The 25,101-nt window shown below is 70.5% G+C and carries 17 protein-coding genes and 1 pseudogene; 9 read left to right on the top strand and 9 right to left on the bottom strand.

Annotated elements, in window-relative coordinates:
- The 7 genes from LN042_RS31015 to LN042_RS30985 form a co-directional block, all read right to left on the bottom strand.
- The coding region (locus tag LN042_RS31015; protein ID WP_230054753.1) for a condensation domain-containing protein at nt 1–1,319 on the bottom strand (1,319 nt) is incomplete at its 3' end.
- Between the two features lie 174 nt (nt 1,320–1,493).
- Nucleotides 1,494–1,775 carry an acyl carrier protein gene (locus LN042_RS31010; RefSeq protein WP_230054752.1) on the bottom strand — a complete coding sequence of 94 codons (282 nt, stop codon included), beginning with the start codon at nt 1,773–1,775 and terminating at the stop codon, nt 1,494–1,496.
- 232 nt (nt 1,776–2,007) lie between these two features.
- Nucleotides 2,008–2,145: a hypothetical protein gene (locus LN042_RS31005; RefSeq protein WP_230054751.1), complete on the bottom strand. Its 138-nt coding sequence runs from the start codon at nt 2,143–2,145 to the stop codon at nt 2,008–2,010.
- 377 nt (nt 2,146–2,522) lie between these two features.
- Entirely contained in the window at nt 2,523–2,735 is a 213-nt protein-coding gene (locus LN042_RS31000; RefSeq protein ID WP_230054750.1) for an MbtH family protein, read from the bottom strand.
- A 537-nt stretch (nt 2,736–3,272) separates the two neighbouring features.
- Entirely contained in the window at nt 3,273–4,070 is a 798-nt protein-coding gene (locus tag LN042_RS30995) for an FkbM family methyltransferase (protein ID WP_230054749.1), read from the bottom strand.
- Nucleotides 4,071–4,282: 212 nt separating this feature from the next.
- Nucleotides 4,283–13,918: a non-ribosomal peptide synthetase gene (locus LN042_RS30990; RefSeq protein WP_230054748.1), complete on the bottom strand. Its 9,636-nt coding sequence runs from the start codon at nt 13,916–13,918 to the stop codon at nt 4,283–4,285.
- Between the two features lie 56 nt (nt 13,919–13,974).
- Nucleotides 13,975–14,550, bottom strand: coding sequence for a hypothetical protein (locus LN042_RS30985; RefSeq protein WP_230054747.1), 576 nt, complete (start codon nt 14,548–14,550; stop codon nt 13,975–13,977).
- Nucleotides 14,551–15,318: 768 nt separating this feature from the next.
- Between LN042_RS30985 and LN042_RS30980 the strand changes: the two genes are divergently transcribed.
- From LN042_RS30980 to LN042_RS30970, 3 genes are all read left to right on the top strand, one after another.
- On the top strand, nt 15,319–16,431 hold the full coding sequence (locus LN042_RS30980) for an ABC transporter substrate-binding protein (RefSeq protein WP_230054746.1): 1,113 nt from the start codon (nt 15,319–15,321) through the stop codon (nt 16,429–16,431).
- A 395-nt stretch (nt 16,432–16,826) separates the two neighbouring features.
- The gene (locus tag LN042_RS37870) at nt 16,827–17,258 is read left to right on the top strand and encodes an ester cyclase (protein WP_230054745.1); all 432 of its coding nucleotides are present in this window, start codon (nt 16,827–16,829) and stop codon (nt 17,256–17,258) included.
- Nucleotides 17,259–17,462: 204 nt separating this feature from the next.
- Entirely contained in the window at nt 17,463–18,449 is a 987-nt protein-coding gene (locus LN042_RS30970) for an NAD(P)H-dependent flavin oxidoreductase (protein ID WP_283843965.1), read from the top strand.
- Between the two features lie 350 nt (nt 18,450–18,799).
- Here LN042_RS30970 and LN042_RS30965 read toward each other — a convergent pair whose 3' ends face one another.
- On the bottom strand, nt 18,800–19,141 hold the full coding sequence (locus LN042_RS30965) for a hypothetical protein (RefSeq protein WP_230054743.1): 342 nt from the start codon (nt 19,139–19,141) through the stop codon (nt 18,800–18,802).
- A gap of 202 nt (nt 19,142–19,343) precedes the next feature.
- On the opposite strand from LN042_RS30965, the gene LN042_RS30960 reads away from it, so the two are divergent.
- The 6 genes from LN042_RS30960 (at nt 19,344) to LN042_RS30935 (ending at nt 24,653) form a co-directional block, all read left to right on the top strand.
- Nucleotides 19,344–20,669 (top strand): sensor histidine kinase, encoded by a 1,326-nt coding sequence (locus LN042_RS30960; protein ID WP_230054742.1) that lies wholly within the window; start codon nt 19,344–19,346, stop codon nt 20,667–20,669.
- The gene (locus LN042_RS30955) at nt 20,660–21,304 is read left to right on the top strand and encodes a response regulator transcription factor (RefSeq protein WP_230054741.1); all 645 of its coding nucleotides are present in this window, start codon (nt 20,660–20,662) and stop codon (nt 21,302–21,304) included. The genes LN042_RS30960 and LN042_RS30955 overlap by 10 nt, the downstream gene beginning before the upstream one ends.
- A gap of 16 nt (nt 21,305–21,320) precedes the next feature.
- Nucleotides 21,321–22,064, top strand: a complete 744-nt coding sequence (locus LN042_RS30950) for a DUF4097 family beta strand repeat-containing protein (protein WP_230054740.1) — start codon at nt 21,321–21,323, stop codon at nt 22,062–22,064.
- 941 nt (nt 22,065–23,005) lie between these two features.
- Nucleotides 23,006–23,170, top strand: a complete 165-nt coding sequence (locus LN042_RS30945) for a hypothetical protein (protein ID WP_230054739.1) — start codon at nt 23,006–23,008, stop codon at nt 23,168–23,170.
- 48 nt (nt 23,171–23,218) lie between these two features.
- Complete coding sequence (locus LN042_RS30940) at nt 23,219–23,929, top strand: class I SAM-dependent methyltransferase (RefSeq protein ID WP_230054738.1); 711 nt, start codon at nt 23,219–23,221, stop codon at nt 23,927–23,929.
- A gap of 19 nt (nt 23,930–23,948) precedes the next feature.
- Nucleotides 23,949–24,653, top strand: coding sequence for a hypothetical protein (locus LN042_RS30935; RefSeq protein WP_230054737.1), 705 nt, complete (start codon nt 23,949–23,951; stop codon nt 24,651–24,653).
- A 215-nt stretch (nt 24,654–24,868) separates the two neighbouring features.
- Here the strand turns inward: LN042_RS30935 and LN042_RS38135 are convergent.
- Nucleotides 24,869–25,093: pseudogene (locus tag LN042_RS38135) on the bottom strand (hypothetical protein); the annotation flags it as partial.
- Nucleotides 25,094–25,101 lie beyond the last annotated feature (8 nt).

The following is a 25,101-nucleotide window of genomic DNA, read 5'->3' as shown; positions in this document are numbered from 1 at the left end:
ACCGGGTCGAGCAGGTCGACGGTGCTGACGGAGGCGGTGGCCGGAGCACTGCTGAGCCAGTCCAGCACGGCCAGGTAGCGGCGGCTCACCGACGACGCCGCTTCGGCGTCATAGTGCTCGCGGTTCATCTCGATGAGGGTCTGCACACCGCCCTCGGCCGTGCTACTGAGCACGTCGACCTTCAGGCATTCGGCAGGCCCGCTTGCGAGGCCGGTCCGGGTGATCGCGCAGTCGCCGAACCTGATCCGGCGGTCGGCCACCATGACGTTGACGACCATGTCGTACAGCGGGGTGCCGCCGACCCGCTTCAAGTCCCTGAGTAGGTCCGGGTACTGGTAGCGCTGGTGACGCAGACCGCTGTGGATCGCTCGCTGCGTCTGCCGCGCGAGCTCCCCGACGGACGTGCCCGGATGGACGCTGAGCCTGATCGGCATGATGTTCGCGGTCATGCCGGGGATGCCCGCCTCACGCATGCTCGTGCGGCCACTGGCCGGCACTCCGAGCACGATGTCCCGCGCCCCGGTGGACCGGTGCTGGTAGACGGCCGACGCGGCGATCACCAAACCGGCGAAGCTGACCCGAAGCCGCTTCGCGGCAGCCCGCAGCCGAGCGGTGACGTCGCCCCCGAGATCCTGCTGGTGGATCACCGGTCGACCGGCCAGGCTCCGCCCCTGCGGTTCGTCGGGCGCCGTCCCATCCGCATGGTCCGAGAACGTCTCCAGCCAGAACTGCCGGTCCCGGTCACGTTCCTGCGCATCCCGGTAGACCCGGTCGGTCTCGATCAGCTCCGAGACCGACTTCAAAGCACCCTGGGCCGGATCCCCACCCGTCCGAAGCGCCCCGTACACCTGGGACAGCCGCTCGGCGAACTGCGAGAGACCATTGCCGTCGAGAACGATGTGGTGAGCACGCTGGTACCACAGGAAGCGATCCGACCCGAGCACGAAGAACGCATGTACCGACAGCGCCCCACCCACCAGTTCCACCGGCGTATCCAGATCAGCCTGGATCCACTCCTCCGCCATCGCGCGCGGATCGGACTCCCCCCGCAGATCCGCCACGTGAACCGGAACCTCCCCGGCCTCACCCAGGAACTGCCGCGGGGTCCCGCCCTCCACACACAGGCGCAGTCGGAAAGCCTCCGCCTCCTGCACCGTACGGCGCAGCGCACGCACGAAGAGATCAACGTCGAGTTCACCGTGGATCTCCGTGCAGTCACCGATGTTGTACGCCGGATTGTCAGGCGCGAGCTGCTGCGCGTACCAGACCCCCAGCTGTCCGGACATCAGATCCCACGGACCCTGTTCGGATGCACCCATTCTCGTATCCCTCAATCGATCGACGCACTCTGGAAGAACAAAGGCAGGACGCTGAACCACGGCACCGGCACCGCGTGAATCGAACCGGCCAACCCGGATCCCTTCGGACCCCGCCGCCGGCAGAACAGACCCGCGCTAGGAGCCGTGCAGGCCTTGAAGGCCCTTGAAGTCCCTTCAGGCCAACGGCAGTTCAGCCATGAGAGCGACCAGGTGAACGGTCAGAGCTGCCACCGTGTCGACGTCCCACACCACGGTGGGCTCCACGATCACCCCCAACTTGTCCTCGATGTCCCCGCACAACGCGAAGGCGTACACCGACTCCAACCCGTACTCGGCGAGCGAGACCTCCGGATCGATCTCCCCCACCGGCGTCTCCAGGTAGGCGGACACCCGCTCCAACAACCATCGCTCGATGTCCTCGCCCGACACCCCCACGCCCACTTCCCGATCAGTCATCGAAGTCTCTTTCTCAGCCGGAAACATGACGTCCGGACAGGTCGAGGAGCAGCCGGTCCTGGAAGCGCGCGACAGTGATGTCGAACAGCGCCTGCTCGGCACTCGCACGCTCGTCCGGAGTGATTCAGCGGGGCGCTACCGAGGCGCCCGGAGAGCCGGCCGAGGATCCCGAGGAGCGCCGCCTCCTGCTGACGGTCATCGCTGCACCAGACCGCGAGCGCGGCGGAGGCGATCAGCACCTGAAGCGCACCGCGAACCGATCGATCGGGCTCCCGGCCGACTCCCGCTCGGCGGTCTCGGCCAGCATGCCGATGAGCCCGTCACCGGACAGCACGCCGACGGCGAGGTGGTCGAAGTCCAGCGGCGGCATATCCGCGCCGAGGTCGAACAGCTGCTGCGCGGCGCCGTATCGGCCGGCGAGGACTTCCGAGCCGGCCGGGGCAGTTGCGGCAGGATCAGCGCCAGGCAGGCGGGGCGTGAGATGTGGGCGAAGGTGGCGGGGGCGGCGTCTCTGACGAGCTTCTGGAACGTCGCGTAGGAGCCCTCGCGGAGGTAGCCCCGGGCGTTGGGTGAAGCGCGACATGCGCGGCGAAGGCGACTCCCAGGCTCTGATAGCCGCCGAGATCGATAGCCATGGTGTTCCCTTAGGCTGCTGCTCCGTCAGTCACTGTTGCTCTGGGGCGCGGCGCACCGTTCCGACTCCTACCTCAGCCGAGGTACGCCGCCTCACGCCGTCCTGTTTCCGGATTACTTCCTCTCCATCGCCGCGATCAGGCTCTTCGGGCGCATGTCCGTCCAGGAGTTTTCGATGTGGTCCAGGCAATCCTGGCGAGGAGCCTCACCAAAAACGGTCTGCCAGCCGGCAGGCACCTCGATGAAGACCGGCCACAGCGAATACTGACCCTCGTCATTGACAAGGACCAGGTAATTCGCATCGGGATCGTCGAACGGGTTCGTCAACGTAGCGCCCTTTCTGGTTTTTTGATCACAGAGGGCCCGAAGCGCGCATCATCGGCATCGGCTGCGTCGGCATTGGAGATCACGGCGGGGCCGCGGACCACTATGCCCCAACCCACGTCGCTCGGTAAGTGGCAGAGTGCACGCCGATCCTGAACACACAGATGGCACAGGACTGCTGGAATACAAGGGTGTGCGGTGCGGCAGGGCCGGCGCCGACCTGCGGTCCCGGACGAGTGCGCCGGGGTGTCCAACTGGCGCACACCACCGGTTGAACACTCGGTCACCGACGAGCGGGACAGTGTCGTTCGAGCCAATGTCAAGCCATCGCTCGTGAACAACAGGGGTTTGCACGGTCGGCACCTTGACGAGGTCCGTCGCCGCTACGCCGCGATCTGACGACGCCAGGCGGCTGTCGCACGGCGGGTCGACCGGAGCATCAAACGGTCAACCGCGGCTGCACGACAGCCGCCTCGAGGGATCGCACTCAGGGCCGGGCAGGTCGAATTCATCCCTCCTGTGTCGCGACGTCACTACCGTTCACTGGCGCTCCGCGAACAGGATGTGGAGGTCGGTCTCGCGGTACTCGCTCACCTGCCGCACCTCGGTCCGCATCCCATGGCTCTTGAACAGCCCTTCGATGGCGGCGAGTTCGCCGTCGCGGTCGGAGACTTCGACGACCGCGCTGCCGATCGACGGCCAGGCTCCCTCCTCGATGCCCTGGAGGACCTGGAGTTCGAACCCCTCGACGTCGATCTTCAGCAGGTCGATCCGGTCGATGTGGTGACGGTTCATCATGTCGGTGACACGCTGCACCTCGACCGAGATCAGCTGCTGTTCGAACCTCCCGTCCAGGGTGCTGTCCAGGTTCTCCAGGACGGCGGCCTTCAGCTCCCCGTTCGCCAGATCCTCGGTGGTGTTGCGCACGTACTGCTCGACGACGGCACGATCCGCCTGCGCATCCGCGGCGAACCCAGACATCATCGTGTAGTTCGGGTAGTAGACGATCTCGCGGGTCTCCGCCTCGTTCCCGAGCGCCATGTTGTGCAGGGTGACGCCGGCCGACGCTCCCAGGTTCTGCTGGAGCGCCTCGAAGACCTGCGGGACGGGCTCGAAGGCGAAGACCCTGGCGCCGGGCCACTGCTGGACAGCGAACAGCGAAAAGATCCCGATGTTCGCACCGACGTCGAAGATGACCGGTTCGGCCGGCAGCGGTGCAGCGCTCTCGAAGACGTACGCTCGGTCTTCGAAGATCTCCTTGTAGAGGTAGTCAGTCTCACTCCGGCTGATTCCGGCAATGGACTTTCCATTGGGAAGGAACTTGCGCGTCAGCGCCATGTGGCCCAGCTCCCTTCGATATCAAGTCAACTGATCCGGGCACCTGTGGCCCGATCCGGCTTCTGCGCCTACTCAGGGGTCGCATCGCCTTTTCAACGCGGTAGGGTCCAGGCGTCCGGTGATCCACACCGCCATCGGGGTGTCGTGCGTGGCGCCGGCACCCTAGGCACGCCACGGGAGCCACAGCCGGCGCTGAGCGAACGACAACGGGCTCATCGGGCTTCCTCCTGCTTGCGCACCGGCCGCAAGGCGAGCCTGGCCTTCTTCTTGTCACCGGTCTGCTGCGCCAGCGAGGCGGCGATTCCAGCCGGAGTCGACACCTCGTACAGCACCCGCATCGACAGGGTCGACCCGAGCACCTCACGGACGCGGCTCACGAGTTGGGTGGCGAGCACGGAATGTCCGCCGAGCCGGAAGAAGTCGTCGTCCACCCCGACCGTCGGCACCCCGAGGATCTCGGCGAAGGCCTGGCAGAGCAACTCCTCCTGCGCGTTCGCGGGCTTGCGGCCGACCTCCGCGCTCCCCTTGTACTCCGGGGCGGGCAGGGCCTTGCGGTCCAACTTGCCGTTCACCGTCAGCGGCAGCGCCTCCAGCACCACCACAGCCGACGGCACCAGCTGCGGCGGCAACTGGCGCGCCACGAACTCCCGCAGCAGCTCCGGCAGTTCACTGCTCTCCTGATCCCGATCGACCGGCACCACATAAGCCACCAACCGCTTGTCACCGGCTGCGTCCTCACGCGCCAGCACCGCCACCTGCGCAACCGCCGGATGCCCGGCCAGCGCGGCCAGCAACTCACCGGGCTCGACCCGCAGGCCACGGATCTTCACCTGCTCATCGCTGCGCCCCAGGAACTCCAGTCGGCCCTCGGCGTTCCATCGCACCACGTCACCCGTGCGGTACATCCTCCCCCAGCCTTCGGCCGGGGGGACCCCCATGCCCACCGCGAACGGCGACGCCACGAACCGCTCCGCCGTCAACCCCGCACGGCCGACATAGCCACGCGCCAACTGCACACCCGCCAGATACAGTTCGCCACTCACCCCGACAGGGGCCGGGTTCAGCGAGGCATCCAGCACATACACCCGGCTGTTGGCTACCGGTCCACCGATCGGCACCACCGCACCGTCACCCGCCGTGCAGCGCGCCGCAGTCACGTCCACGGACGCCTCCGTGGGCCCATACAGGTTGAACAGCGGCACACCGTCCAGCAGTTCGAGGAACCGGTCCCGCAACGGCGCCGGCAGCGCCTCACCACTGCAGAACACCGCCCGCAGACCCGTGCACTCCCCGGCACCCGGCTCCCGCAGGAACGCCTCCAGCATCGACGGCACGAAGTGCGTCACCGTCACCCGCTGCTCCCGGATCAGTCCGGCCAGGTAGGCGGGATCCCGGTGACCACCCGGACGGGCCAGCACCAGCGCCGCACCCTGCACCAACGGCCAGAAGAACTCCCACACCGACACGTCGAACCCGAACGGCGTCTTCTGCAACACCCGATCCCCGGCACTGATACCGGACAACTCCTGCATCCACGCGAGCCGGTTCACAACGCCCGCGTGCGGCACCACCACACCCTTGGGCCGACCCGTCGACCCCGACGTGAAGATCACATACGCCGGATGCGCCGGCAACACGGCAACCCCAGGCGCCGACGACGGCGACCCGGCAACCCCCGCATCCTCCACCAGCACCCGCTCCACACCCGCAGGCACCACGTTCTCGAACACGGACGCCGTCACCACACACTCCGCCCCCGCATCCCCAAGCACCATCGCGAGGCGCTCCACCGGATACTCCGGATCCAACGGCAGATACGCACCACCCGCCTTCACCACCGCGAGCAGCGCCACCACCAACTCCACCGAACGCTCCAAACACACCCCCACCACTGACTCCGGCCCAACCCCCAGACCGATCAGGTAATGCGCCAACCGGTTCGCCCGCGCATCCAACTCCGCGTACGAGACCTCAACCCCCTCGAACACCACAGCAACGGCATCCGGAGTCCGCCCGACCTGCTCCGCGAACAACCCCGCCAGCGTCCCCCCCGACACCTCGGCATCGGTCCGGTTCCACTCCACCACCAACTGCCACAGCTCATCGGCGCCCAGCACGCCCAGCGACCCCAACCGCGCCTGCGGCGCCTGCTCCAACGCAGCCGCCAGCTCACCCAGCGCGGTCCGCAGCATCCCGCACACCCGGTCGGGGTCGACCGGGGCCTGGACATCGACGGTGATCCGGAAGCCGACTCCGTCGTCGTCCACGGCCACGTCCAGCGGGTAGTTGGTGCGACCCTCGGCCGAAACCACCCGGATGCCCTCGAAACGGAGGTCGAGGTCCTGCGCGGAGGCTTGGCCGTGCCGGTAGTTGAAGAGCGCGGTGAACAGCGGAGTCGACCCCGGCACCGCGCTGGCCTGCTGGGCCAGCGACAGCGGGGCGTGCTCGTGCACCAGCAGCTCCGCCAGCTGGCGCTGCATCCCGGTCAGTGCCTCGGTGACGCTCTGCGAACCGACCCTCGCGCGCACCGGCAGCGTGTTGACGAAGAGACCCGGCACCCGGTCGGCGCCGGCTCCTGCGTTCATCCGGCCGAACAGCACCGTGCCGAACACCACGTCATCACGGCCCGACACGGCGGCCAGCATCCGTGCGTACGCCAGGTGGAAGACGGTGGCCGCGCTCACTCCGAGCGCCCGCGCCACGCCGCGTACCCGGTCGGCCAGTTCACCGTCGACCAGTCGCTGGGCCCGGACCGGGCCGGTGGACCCCCCGAACACATCGGCCAGCCCGAACGGGGCAGTGGTGTCCTCGACGTCGCCCAGCAGACCGGTGAAGTACCGCAGGTGCTCCTCACGCGAGATGCCGTACCGTGCCTGCGCGACGAAGCCACGGAACGGCAGCGGCTCGGGCAGGTCGTCGCCCTGCCCCGACATGAACGCGTGCACCTCGTCCAGGAGTACGCCCATCGTGGTGTGGTCCTGCACCACGTGGTGGCTGTGCAGCAGCGCCAGCCAGCGATCGCTGCCGGGCTCGGCGGCGACGTGCACCCGCATCAGCGGTGCCTGGCGCAGATCCATCCAGCCCGCGCCCAGTGCCAGCAACTGCTCCACCGGGTCAGCGCCTTCGCGGTCCAGGACCACTTCCTGGACTGGCAGGGTCACCTGGCGGGCCACCACCTGGACCGCCTCCCGAAGGCCTTCCCACAGGATTGCGGTCCGGTAGATGTCGTGCCGGTCGATCACCTTCTGCAGGGCGCTCAGGAAGGCGTCCAGCCGCCCACGCGAGTCGAAACCGAGCACGGCCGGAACCGCGTACACGTCGACCTGGCTGCCACCGTTGTCCCGGTCGGCCATCAGGTGGTGGAAGAGGATGCCCTCCTGGAGCGGGGCCAGCGGGTACACGTCCGCGATGTTGGTCGCGCCACCCGGTACGGCCGCGACCACCCGGTCGATCGCGGCCTGGTCCAGCTCCACCAGCGACAGCATGTCGGGGGTGATCTCAGTGGCGCCGTCCGGGATCAGGTTCGCCGGTACGACGACGCTCTCCGGGCCTGACACCGCGGCCAGGCCGGCCGGGGTGGGCGTCTGGAACAGCGCCTTCACCGACACCGACACACCACGGGTGCGGAGCTTCTCCACCAGCGACACCGCCAGCAGCGAGTGCCCTCCCAGCGCGAAGAAGTCGTCCTCGACGCCGACCGTCTCCAGTCCGAGGATCTCGGCGAAGGCGGCGCAGAGGACCTCCTCCTCGACGGTGGCGGGTGCGCGGCCGTCCGTGGTGGCGCCGGCGGCGAAGTCGGGGGCGGGCAGGGCCTTGCGGTCCAGCTTGCCGTTCGCTGTCAACGGCAGGGCTCCCAGCACCACGACGGCTGAGGGGACCATGTGCTCGGGCAGCCGAGCCGCGATGAACTGCCGTACGTTCTCCGGAAGTCCGGCGGTGTCCTCCGGGTCGTCGGCCACCACGTAGGCGACCAGGCGCACCTCACCCGCGACATCCTCGCGCGCGACCACGACGCCCTGGTCGACCTGGGGGTGGGCGGCCAGCACGGCCTGGACCTCACCGGGCTCGATGCGGAAACCGCGCAGCTTCACCTGGTCGTCCGCCCGCCCGGCGAACACCACCCGACCGTCCGCGGTCCACTTGGCGCGGTCACCCGTGCGGTACATCCGCGTACCGTCCTCGAACGGGCAGGCCACGAACCGCTCGGCGCTCGGGCCCGGGCGGCGCACATAGCCCCGCGCCAACCCGGCACCCGCCACATACAGCTCACCGGTCACCCCCGGAGCCACCGGCTTCAGATACTCGTCCAGGACGTAGAAACGGGTGTTGGCGATCGGCGAACCCACCGCCACGATCCCACCCGACGTGAGGCGGGTGGTCGCCACACCGATCGTCGTCTCCGTCGGACCGTAGTGGTTGAACACGGCACGCTCACCGGCCACCGCCAGCAGGCCCTCCACCAACGCGGGAGGAGCAGCCTCGCCGCCGAGGACGAGGGAACGCCCGGGGAGCACCCGCTCCAGACCACCCGCCGCGCCCAGCGCCGCGAGATGCGACGGCACGATCTTCAGGAAGTCGATCTCGTTGGCACGCACGTACTCGGCGACGGCCTGCGGATCGGTGACCGCCTCCTCGTCCAGGATGTGCAGCTCACCACCACTCGCCAGTGCGGCGAACACCACCGTGTTCCCCAAGTCCGTCGCCTGCGCCTGCAGCAGCGCGTACCGACCCGCACCGAACCCCACCCGCCCGGGCACCGACGACACGTAGTTGACCAACGCGCTGTGCGTGACCGCCACACCCTTCGGCCGACCCGTCGACCCCGACGTGTAGATCACATACGCCAACGCACCAGGAGCCACCGCCACACCGGGAGCCGTCACGGGCGCGGCCGCCAGCTGCGTCGCCACCATCGCACCGTCCACCGCGACCAGGCGAACACCCACCGACGGCAGGTCCTCCAACACCTCATCCGTGGTCAGCACCAACTGCGCCCGCGAATCCTTCACCGTGAACCCGGTCCGCTCCACCGCCTGCCCCGGATCCAGCGGCAGGTACCCCGCACCCGCCTTCCACACCGCCAGAATCCCGACGATCATCTCCACACCGCGCGGCAGACACAGCCCCACCACCGACTCCGCACCCACACCCTGCAACCGCAGGTAGTGCGCCAACCGATTCGCCCGCACCTCCAACTCCCCGTACGACACCGACACGCCCCCGGACACGATCGCCACCGCGTCCGGCTCAGCCGCCACCCGCGCCTGGAACAACTTCACCACCGACGCGGCCTCAACCGCGGCGGCCGTGTCGTTGAACCCCGACAGCACCCGGGTACGCTCATCCGCGTCCAGCACGTCCACCGCACTCAGCCGCGTCCCCGGATCCGCGGCGAACTGCTCCAGCACCCGCACGAACCGCGCGGCGATCGCCCCCGCCGCCTCCGCGTCGAAGAGATCCGCCGCCACCGTCACCGTGCCCCGCACACCCCCCGGGGAACCACCAGCGCCGAACGCCTCGCTCACCATCACGTCCAGGTCGAACTTCGCCACCGGTCGGGTGATCGTCAGCGGCTCGACGCGCAGACCCGGCAGGTCCAGGGTCGGCCCGTCGGTGTCCGGTGCGGCCTCGATGGTGTTGAGCTTGGTGAGCACCACCTGGAACAGCGGCTGCCGGGCCAGCGAGCGCGCCGGAGCCAGCTCCTCCACCAGCCGCTCGAACGGCACGTCCTGGTTGGCGTACGCCCCCAGAGCGGCCTCCCGCACCCGCTCCAGCACCTGCCCGAACGTCGGGTCCCCCGCCAGGTCCGTGCGGAACACCAAGGTGTTCACGAAGTCCCCGACCAGATCATCCAACGCCTCATCGGTGCGCCCCGCCACCGCCGACCCGATCGGGATGTCGGTCCCCGCGCCCAGCCGCGACAGCAGCACCGCCAACGCCGCCTGCAACACCATGAACGAGGTCACGCCCTCGCCCTGCGCCAGCCCCACCAGCCCCGCGTGCAACGCCGCCGGCACCTCGAACGACACGGTGTGCCCCCGATGCGACGCCACCGCCGGACGCACCCGGTCGAACGGCAACGCCAACTCCTCCGGTGCTCCCGCCAACACGCCACGCCAGTAGTCGACCTGACGTGCCATCAGGCTCTCGGGATCGCCCTCGCGCCCCAGCAACTCCCGCTGCCACAACGCATAATCCGCGTACTGCACCGGCAACGGCACCCAACCCGGCACACCCCCCGCCAACCGCGACGCATACGCCGACGACAGATCCCGCGCCAACGGCTCCATCGACCAACCGTCGGCAGTGATGTGATGAACAATCAGCACCAGCACGCACTCACTCGGCCCGGTCGTGAAGAGCCATGCCCGGACCGGTATCTCCGTCTGCAGGTCGAAGGCGTAGCCGGCGGTCCGGGCGAGGGTGTCCTCGAGTTCGGCCGGTGCGACCTCGCTCTCCGCCATCTCCCACGCCACCTCGTCGAGGCCGAGGATCCGCTGGTAGGGCTCCCCGTCCTGGGCGGGGAACACGGTGCGCAGCGCCTCGTGCCGCTCCAGTACGTCCCGCAGCGCCGCGTTCAGAGCCGCCCGGTCCAGGTCTCCGGTCAGCTTCAGGACCAGCGGCGCGTTGTACGTCGAACTGGGGCCTTCCAACTGGCTGATGAACCACAGCCGGCGCTGCGCGAAGGACAGCGGCACCCGCTCCGGGCGCTCCCCGGCGGTCAGCGCCACCCGCGCCTGACCGGCACCGGCCAAGCGGGCGGCGAGGCCTGCCACCGTGGGGGCCTCGAAGATGTCGGCGGTCTCGGTCTCCACACCGAGCGCGGCCCGGACCCGGCTGACCAGGCGGGTCGCCAGGAGGGAGTGGCCGCCCAGATCGAAGAAGTTGTCGTCGACCCCGACCGTCTCCAGGCCGAGCACCTCGGCGAACGCGGCGCAGAGGAGCCTCTCCTGGGCGTTGGCCGGACCTCGGCTGATCGCAGCCGTGTACTCGGGCGCCGGCAGGGCCCTGTGGTCGACCTTGCCGTTCACGGTCAGCGGCAGTTCCTCCAGCACCACCACCGCGGTGGGGACCATGTGCTGCGGCAACCGCTCCGCGCTGAACTCTCGGACCAGGCCGACGAGTTCCGCGGCATCCGCACCATCGGCCGGTACCGCGTAAGCAACCAGGCGCTTGTCGCCGGGGGTGTCCTCGCGAACCGTCACCACCGCCTGCGCGACCTGCGGGCAGGCGGCGACGACGGCCCGGACCTCGCCCGGCTCGATCCGGAACCCGCGGATCTTGACCTGGTCGTCCGCCCGTCCAGCGAAGGTGAGTCGGCCGTCCCCGGTCCAGCTCGCCCGGTCGCCGGTCTGGTACATCCGGCTGCCGTCGGCGGCGAACGGGTCGGCGACGAAGCGCTGGGCGCTCAGGCCCGGGCGGCCCAGGTAGCCGCGTGCCACCCCGGTGCCGGCGACATAGAGGTCGCCGGTCATCCCTGGCAGCACCGGCGCCAGGTCCTCGTCCAGCACGTAGATCCGGGTGTTGGGGTTGGGCCGGCCGATGGACGGCTGATCGCCGGGTGCGAGCGGTCCGGTCATGGTGGCGCACACCGTGATCTCGGTCGGCCCATAGGCGTTGACGAACCGTCGGCCCGGTGCCCAGCGCGTCACCAGTTCGCCGCCGAGCGCCTCGCCCGCCGACACCAGGGTGGAGACCGAGGGCAGGTCCCGCGGTTCCAGCACGGCCAGCACGGCCGGCGGAAGCGTCGCATGGGTCACCTGGTGTCGGGCCACCACCTCGGCCAGCCCGGCGCCCGGCAGCAGTTGCGCCCTGGGGGCCACCACCAGCGCGGCGCCGGAGCAGAGCGCCATCAGCAGTTCCCAGCTGGCCGCGTCGAATCCGATCGAGGCGAACTGCAGCACCCGGCTGTGTTCGTCGACGGCGCACCGCTGCTGCTGCGCGGCTGCCAGGTTGGCGGCGCCGGCATGGGTGAGCATGACGGCCTTCGGCGTCCCGGTGGATCCGGAGGTGTAGATCACGTAGGCCAGTCCGCCGGGGCGGCAGCCGCGCCGGGGCGCGGTGACCGGGGCCGCCTCGAGGGCCGTGCGCACCTGCGGGGTGTCCAGGGCGACCGTCAGCATCCGCCTGACCGGCAGGTCCTCCAGGACCGCCTCCTCGCCCAGCAGCGCCACGGCGCGGCTGTCGGTCAGCATGAGGGAGATCCGGTCGGCCGGGTAGGCCGGGTCGATCGGCAGGTAGGCCGCTCCCGCCTTGAGCACGCCCAGCAGCGCCACCACCAGGTCCACGGAGCGCTCCATGCACACCGCGACCACCGACTCGGGGCCGACCCCGCGATCCTGCAGGTAGCGGGCCAACTGGTTGGCTCGCTGGTCGAGTTGCGCATAGGAGACCGTTTCGTCGGCCGCAGCGACGGCGGCCGCGTCCGGGGTGCGGGCCGCCCACGCCTCGAAGAGCTCCGGCACGGTCGCAGCCGCCGCACCACCGCTCGCGGTGTCGTTCCACTCCACCAGCACCCGGTGACGCTCGTCCTGGTCGAGCAGGTCCACCCGGCTGACCGGGTCCGTCGGCTCGGCCGCGGCCAGCCAGTCGACGACGGTGCGGTAGCGCCGGGCGATCTCCCCCAGGTCCGCCGCGTCGTGGCGGTCGGGGTTCGCGAGGACGCTGATGTCGAAGCCGGCGTCGGCCGCGCGGTCGGAGATGTTGAGCTGCACGTCGTCCACCGGGCCGGTGGCGATGTTGCGCACGACGCTGGTGCAGTCGCCGAAGGTGACCGGATAGTCGAAGGCCATGACGTTGACGACCAGGTCGAACAGCGGGCCCTCGTCCATGAGCCGCAGGTCCCGACGGAGGTCCTCGAACCGGTACCGCTGGTGGCGCAGTGCGCCGTGCACCCCCTGGGAGGTCTGGCGCACCAGGTCGGCCACGGTAGTCCGGCGGTCGATCCGGAAGCGGACCGGCAGCGAGTTGGCGGTCATACCGGGGATGCCGAGCTCACGGCTGCCAACCCGGCCGCGGACCGGCAGGCCCAGCACGACGTCGCGCTCGCCGGTCATCCGGTGCTGGTAGACGGCCGCGGCGGTGATCAGCAGCCCGCCCAGGCTCGTCCGCAGCCGCCGGGCGGCCGCCTTCAATCCGGCGGCCTGGTCGCGACCGATGTCGTCGACGTGGTGGACCGGCGGAGGCGCCAGCCGCTTGGTGCCGCTGCGGTGGGTGGCGGCCCGCTCCGGCAGGTCGGCGAGGACGGCAAGCCAGTGCTCCCGGTCCTGGTCGCGGTCGGCCGAGTCCCGGTAGGCGCGGTCGGCGTCCTGCAGCACCGACAGCGGTGCGAGCGCGCCGTCGGCGGCGTCGGTGCCGGCGAGCAGCGCGTCGTACTGCTGGGCCATGCGCCTGGTGAGCTGCCCAGCCCCGTGGCCGTCCACGACCAGGTGGTGGACGAAGTGGAAGAAGAGGTGTCGGTCCGGCGCCAGCCGGTAGACGGTGAAGGCGAACAGCGGCCCGCTCGTCAGGCCCATCGGCTGGCGCATCCGAGCGTCGACCAGCTCCAGAGCGGCCGCGCGCGGGTCGGGCTCGGTGCTCAGGTCGATGACGTGGATCGGGTAGTCGTACGGGCCGGGGACGTACTGCCGGGGTTCGCCGTCCACCATGCGGAAGCGCGCCCGGTAGTTGTCTGCTTCGTCCAGGGTGCGTCGCAGCGCCGTCACGAGAAGGTCCACGTTCAGATCGCCGTGGATCTCCAGGTATTCGGCGATGTTGAAGGACGGATTCTCCGGTGCGAGCAGCTGGGCGTGCCAGACGCCGAGCTGCCCGGCCATCAGTTCCCTGAGCTCGCCTTCGAATGCCACCATTCCTGCACACCCCACCTATTCGAATCGCCGACCGAAGAGGCAGGACCCGGCAGCCGTCAGGGCATGCCGAAATGAGCCCAGCTCCTCTGAGACAAAGCTGTGACCGGGCGGCCGGCACCGTGCGGACCGGCCCGGTGGGAACCCGCCGTGAATACCGCATCAAGCCGGATGGGTAATTCCGCGTTCCACTCGCACCGCGTTCCCACACATTCGGCCCACTCACTATGGTGCAGGCCCTGACGATGAATCAATCCTCGACGATCACCGCCGCGGCCGTTCAACCGCGCCTTCGCACCACTTGAACACCGCAGTGCGGCGGGGTCCCGCAGGCCAGTGAAGCATGCGGCGTCACCGCGGAGGAAGAAGCGGTCGGCGGAGAACACCTCGATGTCGTACGACCAGTCGTGCACGACACGGACCTCATCGACCTGCTCCGCGCCACCGAGGATGTCGGCGGCCACCAGGGCGCTCATGGGGAGCACCGTCACGTTGTCGTACGTGATGTTCGGGGTGGCTTCGGCGTGCAGCGGGGTCAGCGCGGGGGTGGCCGAGGCGGACCAGTCCGGGCCGCTGACGTTGTCGGCCAGCTTGACGTTGAACTGGGTGATGTACGGCGGCGGTGAACGTGGCATTGTCGGTCATCACGACCCCGTCGCCGCTGGCGTCGAAGTCGATGCCGACGATCCGCAGCGGCAGTCGCCTGTTGTCCTGCGTCACGGTGACGGTGTCGCCGACGTGCATCCCGGCCGTCGAGGCCAGGTAGTCGTTGATCACGGCTTCGCCGGGGTTCTGGTACCAACGGCCGTGGAGCAGCTCCAGCTTGGTCCAGAACAGGTCGCCGGTGGTGGTGTCCACCAGCGTATGGTCCCCCGTCGGCACGCCGATCACGGTCGCGCCGCTGTTGCCCCAGCGGACAGGACGATCTCGTTCGCGGTGGTCGGCCAGCTGCCCTGGACCAGGGCCAGCTGGTCCAGGCCGGAGGTGCCGGCCAGGTCGGGTCGGTCATCGGTCTGGCGGCTACCCCGTGTACGTCCCCGGGACTACGGGCAGAGCCGACGCCAATCGATACGACCTCCGTACGGAGGAGCTGCTCCAGCGTGTCTCGACATCGGAATCCGTGACCTGGCACGTCAGGACGCTCTCGGGCCAGGAACCGGCTGGGCGTGTGTCAGAAGTGACCTCTGAGGTGCAGGCCCTGCTGGTGCCGATGACGATGAGGCTTGGCAGCTCAGCGAACAAATGGTCGGTTGCCTGTCGGCGATGGTGGTTGATCCAATGACCGGCATGATCACCCGGGCGCACCCAGCGCGGCGAGACGTGATGAACGCGAACCGCCGGCACCGGCCGGCGCGCGACCCGGGCGGACCGCGACCGCATCGTCCCAGGGGAGACGCCACCCGATGAACACGCCACCATCGCCGTCCGGAGCGGACCAGGCAGACGGGTCACCCGTCCGCCTGGGTGCCCTCGTCCCGCTGACGCGGCCCGGTTGGGTCGAGGCGGGCCGGCACCTGCTCGCAGGACTCGACCTGGCCGTTCGCGAGGTCAACGTCGCCGGCGGGGTCCACGGCAGGCCACTGGAGCTGGTGGTCCGGGACACCGCGGCCGATCCGGAGCGGGCCGCGGCGGCGGTGGACGAACTGGCCGGCCTGGGCGTGGCCGCCGTGGCGGGCGAGTACCACAGCGTGGTCGCCCGCGCTGCCGCCGCCCGGGCCGACGCCCTCGGCGTGCCGTTCCTCTGCTCGTCCGCGGTGCTCGACGCGCTCACCGAAGAGCCAACGGAGTGGGTCGCGCGCCTGGCTCCCGCCCAGTCCCACGGCTGGCGGGTCTACGCAGACTTCCTTCTCGGCGCGGGCCGGCGTCGGATCGCCGTGGTGACCCAGCCGAGCGTCTACTGGGCGTCGGGGACCCGCGTCCTGCGGGACCACCTCGCTCCCCGCGGCGGCAGCGTCCTCGCACTCGACGCGAACGCGCTCACCCCTGAGGCCCTGTGCGACGCGCTCGTTGACCACGGCGCGACGGCGCTCCTGCTGCTGGTCGGCCATCCGGAGCCGGCGGTACCGATCGTCAGGGCCGTCCGGGGCGACCGGCGGCTCGCGGAGGTCCTGATCGGCGCACCGGCCGGTCAACCGGAGTTCGCCGAATGGGCCACGGCGCTGGGCGAGGACGGCGCCGGGATCCCGTTCCTGCGCTACCTGCCCGAGCGCCTCGGTCCGCTCGGCGAAAGGGTCGGCAAGGAGCTCCGCGAGCGGCTGGGCGAAGCGCCCTCCTTCGTCGCCTTCGAAGGCTGGGACACCGTCGCCGTCCTCGCCGAGGTGCTGCGTTCCCACGGCACGAACCGGGCGGCCATCGCCGAGTCGTGGGCGCGCGTGGCGGTCGAGGGCACCCGCGGGCCGATCCGGTTCTCCCGCACGCCGGGCATCAGCGTGCGGCAATGGGCTTGGGCACCAATCCAAGTCGTTGATCGGGACCCGGCGGAACCCGATCGCTTCCGGATCCTCCATGCCGGCTGAAAGAGCACGGAAGTCCGACTGCCAAATCCTGTCCGACCTTCGAACGCGCTGATCACAGCCACTCGTTGATGGCGAAACTGAGGGCCCGGTCCGTCGAGGCGGTCACGGTCGGGTTGCATGCGGCGTCGGCCCGGTTGTGCGGCACGTGCACGGGGGGGCCGGCCGGTCGACAGCCCCCTCGTGGCGTTCACCGACGCCGTACGAACCGTGAAGAGCCCGTCGTCCTGGACGGGGCCCGACCGCTGCCCCGACCGCCCCTGCCTGGCCGACGGTGGCGTGCGAGTGAAACCAGGCGACCGCTGCGAGTCCGAAACCGACCAGCGAAGCAGGGCGGCCACACTCGTTCCGACATCCTGCCGACCCGGGTGCACCGGGATGAACCACAGGAGGCGCCCGTGTCCGCCGAGGAGAACAAGAGGCTGGTCCGCCGTTTCTACCGGGAGATCGATGCGGGCAACCTGGAGGCCATGGACGAGTTGGTGGCCGAGGATTATGTCGACCACTCGCCGCCGCCGTTCCCGGTCCGGCCCGGACGGGAGGGGTTGAAGGAGGCTTTCCGGATGTTCTGGGCCGCTACGCCGGGCACCCACGAGATCGAGGACCAGATCGCGGAAGGCGACAAGGTGGTCACCCGGATGACGGCCCGGGGCACCCAGGTGGGTGACCTCCCGGGCATTCCCGCTACGGGCAAATCCGTGGAAATGACGGCCACCGTGATCCACCGCATCGAGGACGGTCGGCTCGTCGAGAAATGGTCGGACAAGGACCTCCTCCGCCTCCTACAGGAACTCGAGGTACTCCCGACCCTTGACGGCCCGATGGAGTAGTCGGCTGACGGCGCGTCGCCCAGGGTGCTGACTCCTCGGCCGTCGGCCGGACGTTGCATGAGCGGCGCCCTCTGTGCGGGCGCGGCGCTGCGGCGAGCGCGGCGGCGGGGGGATGACGCACCACGGAGTCGTGGACGGCCGTGATCACGGGCGCGGCGCCGGAATCGAAGCGCGATAATCCGACGTCAAGGAGCAGGGCCATCAATGATTCGCACACCTCTCACCGATCTCCTTGGATGCACGGTCCCCATTCAGCAAGCTCCGATGGGCACGGTCTCCTCACCGCTCCTCGCGGTGGCCGTCGCCGAGGCGGGTGGAATCGGCTCGATCAATACCCTCGGCCTTGCGCGGGAGGTCATCAGGCAGCGTCTCGACCATATGCGCGGACAGACTGACGGTGTGCTCGCGGTGAGTTTCCTGACCGACGACATCGACGCCGATGCCGTCGCCGACGCTGCATCGCGCGTACCGATCGTCGACTTCTTCTGGAGCACCCCCCGGCCGGATCTGGTCGATCTCGCCCACCGGGGCGGAGCGCTGGTCAACTGGCAGGTCGGATCGGCGGCCGAGGCACGAGCGGCGGTCGAGGCCGGTGCCGACATGGTCAGCGCCCAGGGTGTCGAGGCCGGCGGTCACTGCCGCGGCGACAGTCCCCTGCTGCCGCTGCTGTGCCAGGTGCTCGACGCGGTTGACGTGCCTGTCCTCGCCGCCGGAGGCATCGCGGATGCGCGCGGCGTCGCCGCCGCTCTCGCCGCCGGCGCCTCGGGCGTGCGCATGGGGACTCGATTCATCGCGACGGAGGAATCGGCAGCGCATCCCGACTACGTCGCCGCGATCCTCGCGGCGGGCGCGAACAGCACGCGCATCACCGATGCGTTCAATGCCTGTCCGCTGTGCGAGGTGTCACCGCGCGCCCGGGTACTGGTGTCAGCGATCGAGGCTGTCGAAGCGATCGGCGTCGACGTGGTCGGCACGATGAAGGGCACCGACGGGGAGACGTCCGTGCCGCGCCGCTCCTGGCTACCGCCGACCCGAAACATCAGCGGACACATCGAGGCGATGGCGATGTACGCAGGCGAGTCTGCGGCCCTGGTCGACACGGTCGTGCCTGCCGCACAGCTCGTGCGTTCCCTCGCCGACGGTGCCGAGGCCCGACTCGCGTCAGTGCGGCGGAGTTGCGGGGCTCGGTGAGCCGTGCCCCTGTGCTCCTGTGCTCCTGGGGCTCAGGAACGCGATCACCAAGGAGTCCGACTCCGGTGTGATGTGGTCGAAGGCCGCCGGCCGCCGAGGCGGATCCGCGCCACGGCCCGCTGCCGTTTCGGCCCTCCGGCCCGCGTGCGGGTGCTCTCCGCCCGCGTGCGGGTGCTCCCACTCGCGTGCGGGCGCACCTGATCGCCACCGAGCTGTCCGGGCGGACCCGGCTGACCGGTGAGTGGCAGCGGGCCATCGAGGAGGCCGTGGGCCGAGAGCGGGGTGGGACCGCGTAGCCGCCGCCGGTGCCGTCCGTCCGGGGCGGTCGCGGCCCGGACGCCCGCGGCCCGTTACGAGCGGCGCGGGATCCGGGCGGTCTTTGACAGCGACACGCAGATGACGGAGGTGGCGGCCCACACCAGGGGGACTGTCCACGGGCTCCACCACATGAGCGCCGGCGAGACGGCCGCGGCCGTCAGCAGCGCGACGGTGACCGGCAGCACGATGTCCCGCCGGTGCCGCCTCAACTGCTCGCCGAGGACCTCTTCGACGATCTCGGCGACGATCTCGGCGACGATCTCGGCGACCCGGTCGTCGATGGTGTCCCCGTGGTGCGCGAGGAACTGCTCGATGTCGTCGGTCCTGCCGGCCGGGCGGGGGCGGCCGGCGGCGCTCGAGTGTCGATCGGTCATGTCCCCACGATGCCGCACCGGGCGGCGCCGGGTCGGCAGCGTGAACCCACCGGCCGGGCGGGGGGTAAACCCTACCCCCCGCTGATGGGTTCTCCTTGCTGCCGATGGGTGGTCGGGTTGGGTACCGTCCCCTTGTCGAAGCGAGGCGCGGACGGTGACCAGGTCGCCGCCCGCACTGCCCACGAGAGCGGATCTGAAGCAGTTGACCGAGAACATCGCCGGCCGTGCCACCGGCAGAGCCAGCAGGGACGCCCGGCCACCCCGCGAGGTGGTGCCGGGCAATCCGCTGCGCGCGCTGGCCTCCCCCGTGCTGTTGCGGGCGTCGATCCACCTGGCGCTCGACGGTCTGGTGGCGCTGGCGGGACTGGCCGTGCTGGTCGTGCTGGCCGTCGCCGTCTGCTTGGCGCCGGCCGGCCTGGTGGGCCTGCCGCTCACGGTGGCGGCGGGGTGGGCGCTGTTCCGGCTGGCCGCCGTCGAGCGCACTCGGTTCGCCGTGACCTGCGGGCTGGAGCTCGACGAGCTGCCGGCGCCGGTCTCTTCGTGGCGGTTGGCCAAGTCGCTGCAGTCGCTCGTCCACAACCCCTGCACCTGGCGACTGATCGGCTACTTCGTACTGGTGATGCCGGTGGCGGTGGTGACCGTGGGCGGGGTGGCACTGATCTGGGCCGTGCCGCTGACCCTGGTGCTGCTTCCGGCCTACTACCGGGGCCTGCCCGGCGGGCAGGCCCAGCTCGGACCGTTCGTGGTGGATTCCCTGCCCCGGGCGCTGCTCGTCGCGGCGGTGGCGCTGCTGGTCGGCGCGGTCGTCTCCCCGCTGATCGTCAAACTCCTGCTGGCGCTGGACACCGCGCTGGCCGTCGCACTGCTCTCCCGGCCCCGCGGCATGGAACTGGAGCAGCGCATCAACGACCTGACGGAAAGCCGAGCCCGGGTGGTGGACGCCGCCGAGGCGGAGCGCAAACGGATCGAGCGGGACCTGCACGACGGTGCCCAGCAACGGCTGGTGGCGATGTCGATCACCCTGGGCCGGGCCAGCTCGCGGTTGAAGAAGTCCGGTGACCACGAGACCAACAAGATGGTCGAGGACGTCCGGCGGGAAACCCTCAGCACCATCGCCGAGTTGCGCAACCTGGCCCGTGGCCTGCACCCGCCGGTGCTGACCGACCGCGGCCTGGCGGCGTCGCTCTCCGCCGTCGCCGCGCTGGCTCCGGTGCCGGTGCGCCTTGACGTCCTGGTGGAGCCGCGCCCCTCCTCCACCATCGAGGCGGTCGCCTACTTCACCGTGACCGAGGCGCTCACCAATGTGGCCAAACATGCTCATGCGACCCGCGCTTGGGTGCAGATCCGGCGGGAGGGCGCCCGATTGGACGTTAAGGTTGGCGATGACGGTCGTGGCGGAGCCGACCTCGCGGCCGGCACGGGTCTGACTGGCCTGGCGGACCGGGTGTCCGGGGTGGACGGGCGGTTCCGGCTCAGCAGCCCGGTGGGTGGACCGACCGTGATCGAGGTGGAATTGCCGTGCGGGTAGTGCTGGCCGAGGACTCCGCGCTGTTGCGCCAGGGCATCGAACTGCTGCTCAGCGAACAGGGGATCGAGGTGGTCGCCGCGGTCGGCGACGGGGAGCAGCTCCTGCGCGCGGTGGCCGAACACCGGCCGGACGCCTGTGTGACGGACGTCCGGATGCCGCCCACCTTCCTGGACGAGGGCCTGCGCGCCGCACTGGCGGTACGCGCCCGCTGGCCGGAGACCGGCGTCCTGGTGCTCTCCCACTACGTCGAGGAGCGCTACGCCATCGACCTGGTCAACACCAATGACAACGGGGTCGGTTACCTGCTCAAGGACCGGGTGTCGGACGCCGAGGAGTTCGTGGACGCGCTGCGCCGGGTCGCCGCGGGCGAGACGGTCCTCGACCCCGAGGTGGTCAAGCAGTTGCTGGCCGGCAGCCGGCAGCGGGATCCGCTGTCCACCTTGACGCCGCGCGAACGCGAGGTCCTCACGGCGATGGCGGCGGGCCGTTCCAACGCGGGGATCGCGGCCGACCTGGTGATCGGCACGGCGGCGGTGGAGAAGTACATCCGCAGCATCTTCGTGAAGTTCGATCTGCAGCAGGAGGCGGGAGACCACCGCCGCGTGCTCGCCGTGTTGCGCTACCTGGGAGCTTGAGATCAGTACCACACCGATGAAGCGCCGCGGATGCCTCCTCATAGGGCTGGCCGTCCTCGTCGTGGTCGTCGCCGAGGCCAGTTGGGCCGTGGTCGCCTCGCTTCCGGCGCACCACCCGTACAGCGGCAACTGGCAGCAGGACGCGGCCGACGCCGGCCAGGTGACTGTCCAGGCCGACGGACTCGGCGTGACGCTGAGTCAGGACGGCTCCTCGCAGGTCACCGTGGCCATGAGCGGCAGCTACACGGGCCATGTCCCGCAGGTCTCCGTCACCCGGTCCGGGTCGGACGTCAAGGTCACCGCCGGCTGCTCCGACGACTGCTCGGAGCACCTGCGGATCACGGTGCCGGCCGGCCTGGCCGCGCAGGTGAGCACCGGGGACGCCGGGATCCAGGCGAAGGGCCTGACCGGCCGGCTGGATCTGACCACCGGGCTGGGCGGGGTCGAGGTGGACCAGTCGTCCGGCCCGCTGACCGTGCGGAGTTCGGGCGGCGCGGTGACCCTCGCCGACAGCAGCGCCCCGAACGCCGAGGTGACCACCGACGGCGCGGTCAGCGCCTCCTTCACGGCGGCACCCGCCTCCCTGAAGGTCACCACGGGATACGGCGGGGTCGACCTCAAGGTGCCCCACGACGCCACCTACCACGTCGACGTGCAGAGCTCCTGGTCGTCGCCGAGCGTCTCGCTGCCGAACACCGCCACGGACGCGCCGCACAGCGTGGTGGTGAAGACCACGCGCGGCGACATCACGGTCCACTGAGCACGCCCGTGCCGCGAACGACGGTGGCGTCCCCGGGATCTCCCGGGGACGCCACCGTCGTTCGGCCGGTGCGCCGTCGACGACCCGGGCGAGCACGCCGGGGGCGCCGACACACTCGAAGGGCACCACGTCGGTGGCCGGCAGCCCGCGGTACTCCGCGGCCATCCGGTCCAGCATCCCGGGGATCACCCCGAGCGAAGTCCAGCGGTCGTAGGGCGACTCGACGGCCGGGCTTATCAGGATGTCGGCACCCAGCCGCTCGGCCGGCGCCCGCCGCTTGGGCGAGAAGTCGACCGCGGCGACCGGGCCGTGGCCGCGCGCCTTGAGCACCGCGACGACGCCCAGGCCGACCGGGCCGAGGCCGGGCACCACGGCGACCGAACCCGGACCGGGCTCGCCCCGCCGGACCGCCGCCCGGCGAACAGGTCCGCGACGGCCTGTACCGAGCCGCAGCGGTCGGCCACGGCCTGCAGCAAGTCTTCGCACACCACGGCCTGCGGATCACTCTCCACACACGATGCGTGGGAACAGCGGCATGAACACCCACGCACGCCGGGCCAACCTCGTGGCTGCGGCCGCCGCCGCACCGGCGGCGATCAATCACCCTCACCCTCGTCACGCCCGCCATCGCATCCGCGGTCAGCGTCGCCGCGCAGCCGCGCGCCGCTACCGCCCCGGCCGACACCACCGACGCCACCCCCCGGCTCGGCAACAACGGCTGGGACTGACAGGTGGGTTATCCCTACCCCGGTTCGGTGGGTTGGCCACGTGTCCCCACCTGGCCGAACTGCTGTTGGCTGTACGGCAGATGGCCGGTGGGGGCGGCGCGGGTGCGCCACTCCGCAGTGCCACCGCGAACCACCGGTGAAGGCCACCGGCCTTACCCGAGAACGAGGAGTGGAACGATCAATACCTCAAACCGCACCGCCCGACGGTGCACCATGACGACCGGCGACGGCGCGGTCGACCTCGCGGTGCCCTCGAACACCGGCTACCGGATCGACGCCCGCAGCAGCTCCGCGCCGCAGATCGACCTGCCGGACTCCGACGGCGCGTCGGCCTCCCTCACCGTGGCCGCCTCCAACGGCGGCATCCACCTCCACTGAGCGGGCACCACCACCGCCCCACGCGACGACCAACGTTGGAGAAGAACCATGCGCCACCCCTCCTCATCCCTGCGCGCCCCGTTCGGCAAGGCCGGCATCTGGGCCCTTGCGGGCGCCTCGGCCGCGGCCGCGGCCACCGCCTGGTGGGTGACCGACTCCGCGCCGTACCCGTACGCGCAGCACCGACTGCTCGACCTGCCGCTGCCGTTCCTGTCCTGGGAGCGACTGGCCGAGCAGCTCCAGCCGCTGCCGGGCGAGCGGATGCTGGAGATCGGTCCCGGCACCGGGCTGCAGTCGCTCCAGGTGGCGCCCCGGCTCGGCGCCGACGGCCGGCTGGACATCGTCGACATCCAGCAGGAGATGCTCGACCACGTGATGCGCCGGGCCGCCGGATCCGGCCTCGACACCATCGTCCCCACCCTGGCCGACGCGCGCGAACTCCCCTTCGACGATGCCACGTTCGACGCCGCCTACCTGGTCACCGCGCTGGGCGAGATCCCGGACGTCCCCGCCGCCCTGAGCGAGCTGCGCCGGGTCCTCAAGCCGACCGGTCGCCTGGTCGTCGGCGAGTTCTTCGACCGCCACCAGATCCGCCCGGCGACCCTGGCCCGCCACGCCAACGCCGTCGGCCTGCACGTCATCCGGCAGTCCGGACCGGCCCTGGCCTACTTCGCGCTGCTGCGGCCGTGCACCTCGGGCTCCGACGGTCGGCCGGACGCCGGTGCCGCGGACCGGTGTGCGGCCGCCATCGACTCCTGATCGGGACTGGAGGACTATCGTGAACCATCCCGGCATCCGACGCGCGGCCGAGAGCGAGTGGGGCCTGCTCTACCGCCGGGCGCGCGCCCGGCTGCGGGCCAGGGGCGCCGCCGCACTGACCCTCACCGTGGTCTCCAGCTGCCTGGTGCTGCTGTTCGCGGCGGTCGACGGGTTCCCGGGCGGGGCGGCCTTCGTCGCCCGGATAGGCGTGGTCCGGGCCACCGAGCCGTGGGACGTCGCGCGGCTGCGCTTCCCGGTCTCGATATTCGTGCCGGCCCTGGGCCTGCCGGTCTGGGGGGCGCTGGCCCAGGTGTTCGTGGTCTTCGCGATCGCCGAGCTGACCCTCGGCCCGTGGCGCACGCTCGCCGTCGGGTACGCCTGCTCGCTGGTGGGCACCTGCTACGCGCGCTTCGGGGTGTCCCGGCCGCCCGGCCACCTGCTCCACCTGCCCGCCGCATTCGCCCAGGTCCGGGACACCGGGCCGTCGGCGGCCGTGATCGGGCTGGGCCTGCTGGTCGCCTGGCGCTTCGGGGCGCGCTGGACCGCGCTGGGCGTGGTACTGCTGACGGCCGCGATCACGGCGATGGACCCGGAGTTGGCGGGTTACGAACACATGGCCGCGCTGGTGACCGCCGCCTTGCTGCTGCTCGCGGACGGGGTCGCCGGCAGGCTGGCCGCCCGCGGTGCGCAGGGCTCCGCCGCCGTGGCACCCCGACCGCGGTGACCTGACCCCCGGCGACCGGGGCGGCGACGCTCACGCCCGGCCGGCCGGCTCGCCCCGAGCGCGCAGGCACCACTCGAGCACCGCCATGGCGCTGTGCAGCTTGTGACCGGCCTGCCGGAACGCCATGCTGGACGGGCCGCCAGACTGGCCTTCGCGTAGTGGACGGCTTCCTGAATCTCCTCATCCGTCGCGCCGAAGAGCTTCGCGGCCTCGGTGTGGAACAGGCTGCAGTAGCGGCACTTCGTCTCGGCGTGCAGCCCGACGCCGATCAGTTCCTTGTACTTGTTGGGAATCAGCGTCTCGCCGAGCTCGATCCTCTTGAAGATCTCCCACTCCGGCCCGAGAAGCTCGGTTGGGATGCTCTGGAAGAAGTGCGGCACGAGGCCCAGGGTCTCCTTGATGTCGGCTTCGATCTCGCCGCGGTTGGCCGTGGCGGTCATAACGGCCT

Source organism: Kitasatospora humi, from assembly GCF_020907985.1.
In the GTDB taxonomy this organism is placed as follows: Bacteria; Actinomycetota; Actinomycetes; order Streptomycetales; family Streptomycetaceae; genus Kitasatospora; species Kitasatospora humi.
The sequence above is the reverse complement of the archived record's forward strand: the minus strand, read 5'-3'. Positions and strand labels throughout refer to the sequence as shown.